Here is a 13756-nt window from a genome sequence, read left to right as displayed (position 1 = left end):
CCCGAGCTGGAGTCGACCAACGGCACCACACGGCCCGCCCGGCTGGCGGTTATCGGCCACTGATCCACTCCACCTCGGGGACATGGTGGTATCCGGGCCCTCGGGATGCCACCACATCGCCGTACTGCAGTCGATCAACGCGCACACGGCACACGGCCCGCCCGAGGAGTGGTGATGCGCCGCGTACGCTGGATGACCGGTGACCTGCCCGGCCCGGCCCGGGGATCCGGCGACCGTCGAAGGGAAGACGATGAGCAACCAGCCCGGCAGCTCCACGGCCGCGGAGACGGATCAGCCCGAGACCGTCGGGCCGACCACGGGCGACGGGGCCACCGTCGAGACGTCCTCCGTCAAGGCGTCCTCCGTCAAGGTGCCCTCCGGAGAGACACCGTCGGGCGAGGCACCGGCGAGCGAGGCTCGGACGGCCGAGGACGCAGCCGGACCCGCGCATGGGGACGAGGGGACTGTCACCGGCGGTCGGCCGGAGTTCGCCCCGGGCGCGCTCGTACTCGCCCTGCTCTCGCTCGGATGGCTGGCCGCCATGCTCTGGTCGACCCGCGAGGCGATCCACTCGACCGCGGCCGGCGTCACCGCGATCAGCCTCTCCGCGTACGCGCTGCCCGGCGTCATCACCGCGGCGCTGGTCACCGGCGCCACCGTCGCCCTGGCCGCGACCAACCGGCTCGGCCGGGCCACGCTGCGGTTCCTGGCCGCCGTCGGGACCGGCCTGGTGGTCGGCCTGCTCGCCGCGGTGGCGATCAACCTGACGTACGCCGACAACGCCACCACGAACACGATCGCCGGGACCACGGCGGCAGCCGCGATCATCGGCGGCGCGATGGCGGGCGCGCGTCAGGCCCGGGTGGTGGGTGCGATCACCGCTGCGACGCTCACCGCGCAGATCTTCGTGGTGCTGTTCAGCCGCGCCCGGGACCCGCTGTCCGACCTGTTCGGCGCCGGGGAGACCCAGCAGTCGGTGCTCGACGCCGCCAAGTGGGTCTCGCGTACCGAATCGCTGCTCGCCGGCCTGCTCGCCGGCCTCGCCGCGTACCTCTATCTGACCTGGTCCCGCCGCCGGGCCGAGCGCCGTGACGGCGTGGCGTCGCCGCTGCGCTGGCCGGCCTACCTGGTGGCCGGCGCGGGCGCGGGCCTGCTCCTGCTGCTCACCGAGGTGATCATCCGGATCGGCGGCCGCGGGCTGCTCGACCTGGCCGCCGCGCTCAGCGAGGCCGACGAGGTCGCGCAGACCGCGCTCGGCACCTCGCGGGTGGACAACGGGATCTGGGTGCTCTTCGTAGGCGCGCTGACCACGCTCATCGTGTTCGGCCGCACGCTCGGCCCCCGCCCGGTCGAGGACGAGACGGACGAGCCGGCGGCGTCCTGAGCCGCCGGCTCAGCCGGCCTCGCGCAGCAGCAGGTCCAGCTCGGTCACGTCGTACCACTCCAGTTCGTGGTCCTCGGCGCCGTCGACGGTGAACTGGGCGTCGGGGTCCCCGGCCTGGGCCTCGGCCACCACCTCGACGGCAGCGGCCACGTCCTCGACCGCCTCCGCGCCGTCGACATGAAGCGCGGCGACCGACTTCACCGGCACCGGTCCGGCCGGCCGGACCACGCTGGACCCCAGCTCGCCGCCGACCCGTCCGACCGCCCGGGCGGGCAGGTCGGCCGAGACGACAACCCGTCGCCGGGGCGCGGCGGGGTCGCTCCGGAGCAGGAACAGCGCGTCCTGGGCGGCCCGGGTGAAGGCCACGTACTCCAGTTCCTCCTCGTCGCCCTCGGCGTACCACTCGCGCAGTTCCGGGGTGACCGCGTGCGCCGCCTCGGCGGTCAGCCCCTCCTCGCGCAGCCGGGCGAGCATGGGTACGGTCGCCGGCAGGTACACCCGGACAAGCTCGTCGGTCACCGGTCACTCCCGCATTCAGGCCACTCACCGGCGGACGCCGGCTCCGGGCGCCGATCATGCCGTACGCCAGGACCGTCATACACCCGGCATCCGCGCGGGTGAAGTCTCCCGCCGGTGTGTCAGGCGAACGGGCATGGGGCGATGTCAGCCGGTGATGGCAAACTAAGGCAAACGAAGCCAACCCCGGGAGTCACCGTGGAGTCGAGGTTCCTGCTGCTGTCCGACGTCGCCGCCGAGCTGAACGTCTCGGACTCGCAGGTCTACCACATGGTTCGCAGTGGCGAGCTGCCGGCGATCAAGATCGGCGGTCGGGGGCAGTGGCGGGTCGAGCGCTCCCGGCTGGAGGAATACATCGAGCGGAAGTACGCCGAGACGGCGGAGTGGGTACGCGGGAACCCGCTCGGTGAGCGCGACGAGGAGTGACCACCCGAGGACCGTCGGCCATTGACGCCGGTGACGCCATTCCGGGAAGATGAAGCCCTGTCGGAGGCAAACGAAGGCAAACGCAAGGATTCGAGATGGTCGACACCCGCCGTCCCCGCGCACCCCGCCCGCCGGTCCGTCTCCGGCCCGCCCCGCCACTCGACCCGCCGTGCGTCGACGAGGAGCCGCTGTGGAGTCCCGTCGGGCAGCTCACCCTCGACCTGAGCGATCCGCGCCGCGATGCCGCCGCACGCCCCGCCGGCCGCGCCCCGGACCCGGCACCCGCCTGGCCACGCTGGACCGGCACCCCCGCGTCAGCCCTCGCGTCCGCCGCACCCGAGGGAACGCGGGCCGCACACCGGTTCGTCCGCACCTTCCTGGAGATCGTCAACGGCTTCCGGCCACCCGGCCAGCTCCGGCCGCTCTGCGTGCCCGAGTCGGCCGGCCCGGTCGCGGCCGAGCTGACCCGAGCAGCCCGCCGGGTGACCCCGGTCCGCCGCCGTACCGCCCGGCCGACTCTGCTCCTGCGGCGTCTGCGGGTCTGCGAGCCCCGCGCGGGCGCGGTCGAGGCCACCGCCGTGTTCGCCGGCGTCGGAGGCACGAGCTGGGCCGTTGCGATACGCCTGGAACGCCGCCGAGGCACCTGGCTGTGCCTCGTCCTGGACGTCCTCTGAGCCCGGTCGTGGCCCCCCGACCCGGCTCGACCGCGCCGCGGCCACCCGCGCCTCCACCGGCGCCGATCTTGCACTTCCGTCCCGTAGATAACGGCATGAATCGGGCATGATGAGGGCCGAAACTGCAAGATCGCGGGAGAGAGCGAGGGCCCCGGGGGAACCCAGGGACGGCGACGGGCCCCGGCCGGGAGGCCGGGGCCCGTCGTGGGCGTTCGGGGGGTCAGTTGCCGCCGTTGGGCGAGCCGTGGCAGCGCTTGTACTTGCGGCCCGAGCCGCACGGGCAGGGCGCGTTACGGGACGGGCCCTCGCCGCCGTCGACCTGGCCCGGGGCGGCCCGCCGGGCGGTGCTCGCCGCGACCGCCTGGCCGCTCGCACCGGCCGGAGCCCGGCGCGGCCCGGCGGCGGCAGGGCGCTCCGACTGCTGGCCGATGCCGAGCGCCGGCGCCTGCTGCTCGGGCCGCTCGATCACCGGAGCGCCGCGACCGGCCTCGCCGTCCACGGCGGGAGCGGAGTACTGCAGGCCCTGCTGCTGCGGCGCGCGGTTGAGACCCTTCGCCCGGATCTCCACCGGCTTCTCCAGCAGCTGCACCTCCTCGGCCTCCGGCTCGGCCTCCTCGACCTGCACGTCCAGGTTGTAGAGGAACCCGACAGTCTCCTCCTTGATGCCGTCCATCATGGAGGCGAACATGTCGAAGCCCTCGCGCTGGTACTCGATGACCGGGTCGCGCTGGGCGTACGCCCGCAGGCTGATGCCCTCCTGCAGGTAGTCCATCTCGTAGAGGTGCTCGCGCCACTTGCGGTCGATCACCTGGAGCAGGACCATCCGCTCGAGCTGGCGCACCGCCTCCTCGCCGAGGCTCTCCTCGCGCCTGTCGTACGCGGCGTGCGCGTCCTCCTTCAGGCGGGCGAGCAGGAAGTCCTGGTCGATGCCCGAGCGGGAACCAACCTCCTCCTCCAGCTCCTCGACTGTGACGCCGACCGGGTACAGCTGCTTGAGGCTGGACCACAGCTGGTCGAGGTCCCAGTCCTCGGCGTAGCCGTCGCTCGTCGCACCGACCACGTACGCGGTCACCACGTCGTCGATCATGTTGCGGACCTGGTCGGACAGGTCCTCGCCGTTGAGCACCCGGAGGCGCTCGGCGTAGATCACCTGGCGCTGCTTGTTCAGCACCTCGTCGTACTTGAGGACGTTCTTGCGGATCTCGGCGTTCTGGCCCTCGATCTGGGCCTGGGCGCTCCTGATCTGACGGGTGACCATCTTCGACTCGATGGGCACGTCCTCGGGGATGTTGAAGCGGTCCATGACCGCCTCGACCGCGCCGGCCCGGAAGCGCTTCATCAGCTCGTCCTGCAGCGACAGGTAGAAGCGGGACTCGCCCGGGTCACCCTGCCGGCCGGCGCGACCGCGCAGCTGGTTGTCGATCCGGCGGGACTCGTGCCGCTCGGTGCCCAGCACGTAGAGGCCACCGGCGGCGGCGACCTCCTCCGCCTCGGTGTCGCACGCCTGCTTCCAGGTCGGGAGGATCTCCTCCATCGCCTTGGCGTACTCCTCCGGCTGCTCGACCGGGTCGAGCCCGCGCTGGCGCAGCTCGTTCGCGGCGAGGAACTCGGGGTTGCCGCCGAGCAGGATGTCCGTACCGCGGCCGGCCATGTTGGTCGCGACGGTGACCGCGCCCTTGCGCCCGGCCTGGGCGACGATTTCCGCCTCCTTGGCGTGGAACTTCGCGTTCAGCACGGAGTGCGGGATGCCGCGGCGGCGCAGCATGTGCGACAGGATCTCGGAGTTCTCCACCGAGACGGTGCCGACGAGCACCGGCTGGCCCTGCTCGTGCCGCTCGGCGATGTCCTCGACGACGGCGTTGAACTTGGCCTTCTCGGTCTTGTAGATGACGTCGGGCCGGTCGAGCCGGACCATCGGCCGGTGCGTCGGGATGGTCACGACGCCGACCTTGTAGACCTTGTTGAACTCGCCCGCCTCGGTCTGGGCGGTACCGGTCATGCCGGAGAGCTTGTCGTAGAGGCGGAAGTAGTTCTGGAGGGTGATGGTGGCCAGGGTCTGGTTCTCCTGCTTGATCTCCACCCCCTCCTTGGCCTCGATCGCCTGGTGCATGCCCTCGTTGTAGCGGCGGCCGTGCAGGATGCGGCCGGTGAACTCGTCGACGATCAGGACCTCGCCGTCGTTGACGATGTAGTCCTTGTCGCGCTTGTAGAGTTCCTTGGCCTTGATGGCGTTGTTCAGGTAGCCCACGAGCGGGGTGTTCACCGACTCGTACAGGTTGTCGATGCCGAGGCGGTCCTCCACCTTGGCCACGCCGCGCTCGGTGATCGCGATGGTGCGCTTGGCGTAGTCGACCTCGTAGTCGCCCTCGCCGTCGGTGCCGGGCTGGAGCCGGGCCACCACGGTGGCGAACTCCTGGTACCACCGGGCGGAGTGCTCGGCCGGACCGGAGATGATCAGCGGGGTACGCGCCTCGTCGATGAGGATCGAGTCGACCTCGTCGACCACGGCGAAGAAGTGGCCGCGCTGGACCAGTTCGTCCTTCGACCAGGCCATGTTGTCGCGCAGGTAGTCGAAGCCGAACTCGTTGTTGGTGCCGTAGGTGATGTCGCACTCGTAGGCCGCGCGGTGCTCGGTGGCGGGCCGGTTGGGCAGCACCACGCCGACGCGCAGGCCGAGGAACTCGTGCACCCGGCCCATCCAGGCGGCGTCGCGTTCGGCCAGGTAGTCGTTCACGGTGACCACGTGCACGCCCTTGCCGGCGAGCGCGTTCAGGTAGACCGGCATGACCGAGGTGAGCGTCTTGCCCTCACCGGTCTTCATCTCGGCGATGTTGCCGAAGTGCAGCGCCGCGCCACCCATGACCTGGACGTCGTAGGGACGCTGGCCGAGCACCCGGGAGGCCGCCTCACGGCACACCGCGAACGCCTCGGGCAGCAGGTCGTCGAGGGTCTCGCCGTCAGCGAGCCGCTCCTTGAACTGGTCGGTCATGCCGCGTAGCTCGTCGTCGCTGAGGTTGACGTAGTCGTCCTCGATCGAGTTGACGGCGGCCGCGATGGCCTTGAGCCGACGCACCATGCGCCCCTCGCCGGCGCGAAGGACCTTTTCCAGAATCGACACGGATCAACGCTCCCCTAGACGGTCTCGAACCATCGTAGGCGCTCGGAGGCGACGATGGTCACTGGTGGCGGCGGTCCGGGCTCCGGAACCCGACATAACGCCGCGACCGTGCGCCACCGGCCGCTAATCGGGTTACGCCGTGCGCGAACGATCCGGCACGATGGCTCGGATGGAGCCTGTGGAGATCATCGAGGACGGCCTGCTGCTGCGCCCCTGGCGTGCGGCGGACGCCGACGCGGTGCACCGTGCCTGCCAGGATCCGGACATCCAGCGCTGGACCACCGTACCTCGCCCGTACCTGCCGGAGCACGCCGCCGAGTTCGTGACCACGTTCAGCGCGACCGCCTGGGCCGAGGGCGCGGGCGCACCGTTCGCGGTCTGCGACGCCGGCACCGGGGAGCTGCTCGCCTCGTGTGGCCTGGTCTCCGTGGACCGCGAGCTGGACTCGGCCGAGGTCGGCTACTGGACCGCGCCGTGGGCCCGGGGCCGGGGCGTCGCGGTCCGCACCACCCGCGCGCTCGCCCGCTGGGCGTTCGACGCGCTCAAGCTGCGCCGGCTCACCTGGCAGGCCGAGATCGGCAACCACGCCTCGCGGCTGGTCGCACTGCGCGCCGGCTTCCGCGTCGAGGGTGAACTGCGGCTGGCCCACCCCAGCCCCGGCGGCCGTCCGGAGGGCTGGATCGGCTCCCTGTTCCCGGCCGAGCTGGCCGCGCCCGGCGACCCGGTCCCCTACGGGCCGGACACGCTGCAGGCCCGCCGCGCGGCGGTCTTCGGCCGCCCGCAGCCGGTCCTGTTCGCCACCGCCGGGGACACCGAGCTGCGGCTGCGCGCGCTGGAGGAGCGCGACCTGCCCGCGGTGACCCGCACCTGCCAGGACGAGCAGACGATCCGCTGGACCACGGTGCCGCACCCGTACCGGCCGGAGCACGCCGAGGGCTTCCTGCACGACCTGGTCCGCCCGGCCTGGGCCCGGGGCACCGCCGCGACGTTCGCCGTGGCCGACCCGGACGACAGCTACGTCGCCTCGATCGACCTGCGCATCCTCCCCAACGACCCGCTGGTGGCCGACGTGGGCTACATGACCGCGCCGCACGCGCGCGGCCGGGGTTACCTGCCGGCCGCGCTCACCGCCGTGTGCGCCTGGGGCTTCACCACGCTCGGCCTGGCCCGGATCGAGTGGCGGGCCAACGTGGGCAACACCGCCTCGCGGCGGGCCGCCGAGAAGGCCGGCTTCACCGTCGAGGGCACGCTGCGCGGCGGCGTCCAGCACCGCGGCGAGCGCCAGGACGCGTGGATCGGCGCGCTGCTGCCGGAGGACCTGGTGTGACGCCGGAGACGATCGAGGGGTACGGCGTACGGCTGCGGCCGTGCCACCTTGGGGACGTGCCGGACATGGTGGCCGGGTGCGCCGACCCGGAGACCCGCCGGTTCATGCCTCTGCTGCCCGATCCCTACGACGAGGACGCCGCCCGCTGGTGGATCACCGAGGGCTCGCCGGCGGCGTGGGCGGCGGGTGGGGCCGCGTACACGATCGCCGACCCGGCCACCGACCGGCTCCTCGGCAGCATCGGTCTGAGCCGGCTCAGCGCGGAGCGGGCGAGCTACGAGATCGGTTACTGGGTGGGTCCCGCGGCGCGCGGCCGGGGCGTGGCGAGCGCCGCCACCCGGCTGCTGACCGAGCGTGCGTTTGCCGCCGGGGCGGCCCGGCTGGAACTGCTCACCCGCGTCGACAACGTGCCGAGCCAGCGCATCGCCCTGGCCTGCGGCTACCGGCACGAGGGCGTACGCCGGGCGGCGGGCGCGAGCGCGGGCGGCGTACGCGAGGATCTGATCGCCTGGGTGCGGCTGGCCGACGACCCGCCGGGACCGGTCGCCCGTCTGCTGCCGGACCTGCCCGGCGGCCGGCTCACCGACGGCGTGGTGACGCTGCGCCCGGTGGGGCCGGCGGACACCGGCGTGCTGCACCGGCTGCACTCGCTGCCGGAGGTGGTGGCGAACCGGGTGCCGCCGGTGGCGCCGGAGCGGGCCGCGCTCGCGCGGCGCTGCCGGCTGGCGGCGAGCCGCTGGCTGGCCGGCGAGGCCGCCGACCTGGCGATCGTCGACGCGGTGACCGGCGCTGTCGTCGGCGGGTGCGCGCTGTTCTACGACGAGCCCGCCACCGGCCAGGCGATGATCGGCTACAGCCTGCTGCCGGAGGCGCGCGGGCGCGGGCTGGCCGCGCGTACGGTCCGGCTGGTCGCCGGGTGGGCGTTCGGCATCGGGGTGGCCCGGCTCTGGGCCGGCACCCGGCCGGACAACGTGGCCTCGCAGCGCGTGCTGGAACGGGCCGGCTTCCGGCGGGAAGGGCTGCTGCGCGGGCGGCTGCCCGGCCCGGACGGTGCCCGGGTCGACTCGGTGGTCTACGGCCGGCTCGCCACCGACGAGAACTGAGACGGGCCCCCGCGCGTGCGGGGGCCCGTCTCACCGGTCAAGGGGTCACGTGTCGAGCTGGATGATCCCGTAGTCGTACGCGTGCCGCCGGTAGACCACGCTCGGGCGGCCGGACTCCTTGTCCTGGAACAGGTAGAAGTCGTGGCCGACCAGTTCCATCTGGAACAGCGCGTCGTCGACGGTCATCGGATCGGCGGGGTGGACCTTCGCCCGGGCGATGTGCCACGGCTGGTCGTCGGGTTCGACGTAACCGTCCTCGTCGGGACGTTCGGCGACGGCGGTGGCGGCGCCGTGGCCGTCGCGCGCCGCCAGGCCGGGCCCGTCGAGGTCGGCCACCGGCAGTCCGGCGGTCGCGGCGGCCACGGAGATCGGCGCGTGCCGCCCCCGGTGCACCCGGCGGCGGTCCGCCGCGCGGCGGAAGCGGGTGTCCAACTTGGCGATTGCGGCGTCGAGCGCGCTGTAGAAGTCGCTCGTGCAGGCCTCGGCCCGGATCACCGGGCCGCGCGTGACACAGGTGATCTCCACTCGCTGGCAGTGGTCCGCCTGGCGTGGATTGCGCTCGTGGAACAACTCGACGTCCACGCGAATGAGCTTCTGGTCGTAGCGTTCGATCTTCGCGAGCTTCTCGGCTACGTGCACCCGGTAATGGTCCGGCACTTCGACGTTACGGCCCTTGACCACGATGTCCACGTGACCTCCCTTGTTCGGACGGTCGTTCGGTCCGGAGAATCCGGTCGACCCGCCCGGGAGGGCCCCGCTCGGCGTCGACCGGTGGTGTTCGGCTACGCCTCCTTCCAGCGCCGGGGGAAGGTTGGCATCCTCTCTACCCCCGACACCGAAACGCTAACTCCTGTACCGCCAACCGTCACCCCTGGTTGCCGAAAGGGGTTGCGGAATTTAACACCTCATACACCATGGGGTGAAACGGATACACGAAGCGTCACCGAACGTGCCGCTTTTGCGTTGCGGCGAGCACGGCCGCGGCCTTTGGCGTCATTCCCGCGCGGTGCAACATCCGGCTCACCGCCGCGAGCGTCGCGCCGGTGGTGACGATGTCGTCCAGCAGCACCACGGTCCCGGCCGGGCGGTGTCCGGTCACGGGGCGGCGCAACCGGAACGCCGCCTCGGCCGCGGTGGCCCGTCCGGCGCTGTCCAGCGTCACCGAGTCGGGCCGGGACAGTGCCCGCAGCGGTCGCAGCACGCGTACCGGCCAGCCGGCCGCGCGCAGCCGGGACGCCGCCGGGCGGACCAGCCGGTCCAGGTGGTCGCCGTACCGGGCCCGGGCGGCGCGTGCCGTGTCCGGCACCGCCACCAGCGTCACCGGGCCGGGCGGCCCCACCGCCTCGGCGACCACCTCCGCCAGCAGCGCGCCGAGCGGCCGGGCCAGCCCGTGCCGGCCCCGTTCCTTGTACGCGAGCAGCGCCTCGCGCAGCGCCCCGCCGTACGGGCCGAGCGCGACACAGGGCGGCAGGCCGGGCGGGGCCGGATCGGGCCGGGTGGGCGCGGGGCGCAGCGACTCCAGTTCGCGTACGCAGCCGGGGCAGAAGCCCTGCCGCAGCCGCGCCGCTCCCCCGCCGCAGCCGGCGCACCCGGCGGGCAGCACCAGGTCGGTCAGGTCCGACCAGAGCCCGCCCAGGTCACGCACGGCGGCTCAGTAGAGGAAGAACGGGGCGGTCGGGTTGGTCGCCCGGCTGCCGGCCGGCACGTCGAGCACCTGCTCCCGCTTGACGAAGTCGAACGGGTTGTTCCGCCAGGCCGCCCCGTCCGTCTCGAACATGAACGAGAACGCGGCCAGGCCCCGGTCGCTGCCGCCCGGATACCCGGCGAGCTGGGTGACCGGGGCGCCGATCTCCACCGCCAGCGGGGTCTCCCACACGCCGTCGACGCTGAGCTGGTGGATCGCCGAACGCCGGTCCGCCTCGTTGCCGGCCAGCACGAGTTCGTTCTCCGCCACCCAGTCCACCACCGTCACGCCGGTGAGCAGGGTGGCCACCCGGCGCGGCTGTCCCAGGTTGACCACGCCGCCGTCGACGCTGACCGCGGCGACGTAGAGCGCGCCGCCGCTGACCAGTGCGACCCGGTGGCCTTCGAGGGAACCGGCGACCGCCGTCACCGGGCCGGACACGGACAGCGCGATCTCGCTCATCCGGCCCGACCCGTCGAACCGGTAGAGCTTGCCGTCTGCCGCCACCAGGCCACCCGGCCGGGCCTTGGTCAGCGACCGCAGCCAGGTCGGGCGGCTCATCGCGCGGAACGTGCGGTCGCTCGCGTTGAGCGTGGCCACCGGCTCCGCGCCGGAGCCCACCTTGAGCCGCTTGCGGTTGTCGGCGCCGGTCACGACGAGCGCGGCCAGCACCTGTTCCTCGGCACGGGCGAGCGCGGCGGAGACCACGTTGCGGTTCTCCTCCGGCGGCAGCGGCACGGCGGCCCGCGGCTCGTTGCCGAACGCCAGTGGGCGTACGGCGCCGTCGTAGACGCCCAACCGCATCGGGTTCGCCCCGCGCGGGTACGCGACGACCGAGACGCGCTCCCGCCGGAGGTCGACGGTCAGCCGCTTCTGGTTCTGGATCTTGAGGTCGACCACGCCGTCCAGGTCCGACAGGGACCAGGCCAACTGGGTACCGAGCCGGTTCAGCCGCTGCTCGTTGGCCCCCGGCATGTTCAGGTTGATCTCCCAGTGCCCGTCCGTCCCGGTCGCGTTGTTGATCAGCTGGGTGCCGTCGGGCAACCCGGTCACGCCGGCGGCCAGCCAGTCCGAGGGGCGGTCCGCCAGCCACTTCATCACCTCGGTGATCCGCCGCTCGGTCGGTGCCGAGGAGAGCAGGTAGCGCTGGTCCGGCACCAGCCGGGTCTGGTCCGAGTTCCAGAAGTAGACGGTGCGGGGGCGGTAGTACTCACGCATCGCCGAGTCGCTGGCCAGCAGCACGTTCGGCGCCTCGGTGATCAGCAGCCCGGTCCCGGCCGGCTCGGCGCGGCGCAGCTCGAAGACGTACTGCGTGTCGCTGGCCACCGGCGGCCCGAGCGTGCCGTCCGCCCGCAGCACGCCGACCTGCTGCACCTTGAGCGTCACCGTGCTGGTGCCCTGGTTGTTCGGCGGCGTGCTCTCCGGCTTCTCCCGCAGCCGCACCACGGTCAACTCGACCTCGCTGGTCTGCGGCTTGCCCGGGAGCAGGTCGCGGGACTCCTCGGCGAGGAACTTCCGGGCCCGGGCGTACGCCTGGTCGCGTTCCCCGGCCGCCGCCGCCCGCAGGTAGTTCTCGATGAACGGCACCGGCTCGCTGCTGTCGGCCGGTTCGGGCGGCCGGGCCGGACTGCCGTTGAGCGCCCCGCCCTGCGCGGCCGGCACCGAGCCGTCGATCTGGACGTCTGTCTCACCCGGGATGCCGCAGCCGACGAGCGCGGCCGGAAGCAGGGCGCCGGCCAGCAGCAGGGCCAGGGCGCGGCGGCTCACGGCCGGACCTCCGCCCGGTCGCCTTCGGTGGCGGGCTCCACGGTCAGCGTTCCGGCGTCGGTGCCCGGGCCGATGGCGAGCAGGCCGCCGTCGCGGGGACCGCCGAACGGCACCGTGGCGTCGGCCGGCACCAGCCGCAGCGGGGAGGTGGTGAGCCGGTCCCCGGCCCGGGCCGGCAGCGTGAGCCGGAACTGGGCGCCCTGGCCGGGCGCGCCCCACGCCTCCAGCCAGCCGCCGTGCAGGCGGGCGTCCTCCAGGCTGATCGACAGGCCGAGCCCGGTGCCGCCGGTCTGCCGGGCCCGCGACGGGTCGGCCCGCCAGAAGCGGTTGAACACCAGCTTCTCCTCCCCCGGCTTGAGGCCGACGCCGTGGTCCCGCACGGTGATCGCCACCGCGCTGCGGTCCTGGCCCAGGGTGATCCGTACCGGTTTGGCCTCGCCGTGCTCGACCGCGTTGCCGACCAGGTTGCGCAGCACCCGCTCGACGCGGCGCGGGTCGACCTCGGCGATCACCGGAGTGTCCGGCAGGTCCAGCTCGATCGTGACCCCGACCCGCTCGGCCAGCCCGGCCAGCCGCTCGGTGACCCGGTGCACCACCGGCACCAGGTCGGTCGGCTCGCTGTCCAGCACCGCGAAACCGGCGTCGAACCGGCTGATCTCCAGCAGGTCGGTGAGCAGCTCCTCGAACCGGTCCAGCTCGGCCTGGAGCAGCTCGGCGCTGCGGGCCACCGCCGGATCGAACTCGTCCCGCTCGGCGAAGATCAGGTCGGCGGCCATCCGGACCGTGGTCAACGGCGTCCGCAGCTCGTGCGAGACGTCCGAGGTGAACCGGCGTTGCAGCCGGGACATCTCCTCCAGTCGGAGGATCTGCCGTTGCAGGTTCGTCGCCATCTGGTTGAACGAGGCGGCCAGCAGGGCGAGGTCGTCCTCGCCGTTCACCACCATGCGCTGGTCGAGCAGGCCGGCGGAGAGCCGCTGCGCGGTGCGCGCGGCCACCCGTACCGGCGTCACCACCAGGCGGGTGACCAGGGCGGCCAGCAGGCCGAGCAGGAGGACGAGCGCGACGCCGGTGGCGACCACCGTGGCCCGGGCGTCGGCCGCCGTCGCGTCCTGCCGGGCCAGGGGTACGAGGTAGTAGAGCTCGACCTGCCCGAACTTGGTGGGCACCGGGGAGCCGTAGACCAGGTATTTGGTGCGTTCGCCGCCGAGCGACCCGGTGCGGATCTGGTGGGCGACCTTGCCGGAGGCCACGGCGGCCCGCAGCTCGTCGCCGATCACCGTGCCCACCGGCACCTCGGGCGTGGTGCGCGGCTCGATGAACTCGGCGAAGTTGTCGGCGGTGATCGCCACCACGACGCCGCTGGTCTGCGTCGGGTCACCGCCGGCCAGGTAGTTCACCGTGCCGTCGATGGTGTTCTGGAGCTGCGCCTCCTGCGGCTGGCTGTAGAGGTTGAACTGCTTCGCCGCGTACTCGCTGCCGTTGCTCAGCCGCAGCCGCACGTCGGTCTCGGCGTTCTCCAGCAGGATGCTGGTGATCTTGTCGGCGATCAGGTAGGCGAAACCGCCCACCAGCAGACTCGACGCCACCAGCGTGATGGTGACCACACGCACCTGGAGCGACCGCCGCCAGGCCTGGTGCACCGCGGCGACCAGCCGGGCGACCCGGCCGCTCAGGGCGAGCCAGAGCGCCCGCACGGCGTGGAGCCGGCGGGGCTCGGCGGTCGGCGTGTCCGGCAGCGGGGTGGTCACCACAGTGCT

The 13756-nt window shown here is 73.0% G+C and carries 11 protein-coding genes; 5 read left to right on the top strand and 6 right to left on the bottom strand.

The genetic code is table 11. The annotated features are described in order from the left end of the window. Positions 1-250: 250 nt before the first annotated feature. Complete coding sequence (locus tag PVK74_RS26360) at positions 251-1384, top strand: hypothetical protein (RefSeq protein ID WP_274477461.1); 1134 nt, start codon at positions 251-253, stop codon at positions 1382-1384. Positions 1385-1393: 9 nt separating this feature from the next. Here PVK74_RS26360 and PVK74_RS26355 read toward each other — a convergent pair whose 3' ends face one another. After that, on the bottom strand, positions 1394-1903 hold the full coding sequence (locus PVK74_RS26355) for a DUF6912 family protein (RefSeq protein ID WP_043326377.1): 510 nt from the start codon (positions 1901-1903) through the stop codon (positions 1394-1396). Between the two features lie 195 nt (positions 1904-2098). On the opposite strand from PVK74_RS26355, the gene PVK74_RS26350 reads away from it, so the two are divergent. Further along, complete coding sequence (locus PVK74_RS26350; protein WP_030501414.1) at positions 2099-2326, top strand: helix-turn-helix domain-containing protein; 228 nt, start codon at positions 2099-2101, stop codon at positions 2324-2326. Positions 2327-2421: 95 nt separating this feature from the next. Next, positions 2422-3000: an Rv3235 family protein gene (locus tag PVK74_RS26345; RefSeq protein WP_274477460.1), complete on the top strand. Its 579-nt coding sequence runs from the start codon at positions 2422-2424 to the stop codon at positions 2998-3000. A gap of 220 nt (positions 3001-3220) precedes the next feature. Here the strand turns inward: PVK74_RS26345 and secA are convergent, their stop codons facing one another. Next, on the bottom strand, positions 3221-6118 hold the full coding sequence (gene secA / locus PVK74_RS26340) for a preprotein translocase subunit SecA (RefSeq protein WP_274477459.1): 2898 nt from the start codon (positions 6116-6118) through the stop codon (positions 3221-3223). A gap of 169 nt (positions 6119-6287) precedes the next feature. On the opposite strand from secA, the gene PVK74_RS26335 reads away from it, so the two are divergent. Both PVK74_RS26335 and PVK74_RS26330 read left to right on the top strand, forming a co-directional pair. Beyond that, complete coding sequence (locus PVK74_RS26335; RefSeq protein ID WP_274477458.1) at positions 6288-7445, top strand: GNAT family N-acetyltransferase; 1158 nt, start codon at positions 6288-6290, stop codon at positions 7443-7445. Next, positions 7442-8548, top strand: coding sequence for a GNAT family N-acetyltransferase (locus PVK74_RS26330; protein WP_274477457.1), 1107 nt, complete (start codon positions 7442-7444; stop codon positions 8546-8548). The genes PVK74_RS26335 and PVK74_RS26330 overlap by 4 nt, the downstream gene beginning before the upstream one ends. Before the next feature lie 45 nt (positions 8549-8593). On the opposite strand, the gene hpf is transcribed toward PVK74_RS26330, so the two are convergent. The 4 genes from hpf to mtrB all read right to left on the bottom strand — a co-directional run bounded on the left by hpf (position 8594) and on the right by mtrB (position 13747). Beyond that, the gene (gene hpf, locus PVK74_RS26325) at positions 8594-9238 is read right to left on the bottom strand and encodes a ribosome hibernation-promoting factor, HPF/YfiA family (protein WP_166457271.1); all 645 of its coding nucleotides are present in this window, start codon (positions 9236-9238) and stop codon (positions 8594-8596) included. A 250-nt stretch (positions 9239-9488) separates the two neighbouring features. Then, positions 9489-10193, bottom strand: a complete 705-nt coding sequence (locus PVK74_RS26320; RefSeq protein WP_043326388.1) for a ComF family protein — start codon at positions 10191-10193, stop codon at positions 9489-9491. Between the two features lie 6 nt (positions 10194-10199). Continuing rightward, complete coding sequence (locus tag PVK74_RS26315; RefSeq protein ID WP_043326390.1) at positions 10200-11999, bottom strand: LpqB family beta-propeller domain-containing protein; 1800 nt, start codon at positions 11997-11999, stop codon at positions 10200-10202. Further along, positions 11996-13747: an MtrAB system histidine kinase MtrB gene (mtrB, locus tag PVK74_RS26310; protein ID WP_420800509.1), complete on the bottom strand. Its 1752-nt coding sequence runs from the start codon at positions 13745-13747 to the stop codon at positions 11996-11998. Before mtrB ends, PVK74_RS26315 begins: the two co-directional genes overlap by 4 nt. Positions 13748-13756: the final 9 nt, after the last annotated feature.

The organism is Micromonospora chalcea, from assembly GCF_028768405.1.
In the GTDB taxonomy this organism is placed as follows: Bacteria; Actinomycetota; Actinomycetes; order Mycobacteriales; family Micromonosporaceae; genus Micromonospora; species Micromonospora chalcea.
The sequence above is the reverse complement of the archived record's forward strand: the minus strand, read 5'-3'. Positions and strand labels throughout refer to the sequence as shown.

Excerpts from the sequence above, each read along its gene's own strand:
- PVK74_RS26360 (WP_274477461.1), top strand. The coding sequence starts at position 251 with ATGAGCAACCAGCCCGGCAGCTCCACGGCCGCGGAGACGGATCAGCCC.
- PVK74_RS26345 (WP_274477460.1), top strand. The coding sequence starts at position 2,422 with ATGGTCGACACCCGCCGTCCCCGCGCACCCCGCCCGCCGGTCCGTCTC.
- PVK74_RS26335 (WP_274477458.1), top strand. The coding sequence starts at position 6,288 with ATGGAGCCTGTGGAGATCATCGAGGACGGCCTGCTGCTGCGCCCCTGG.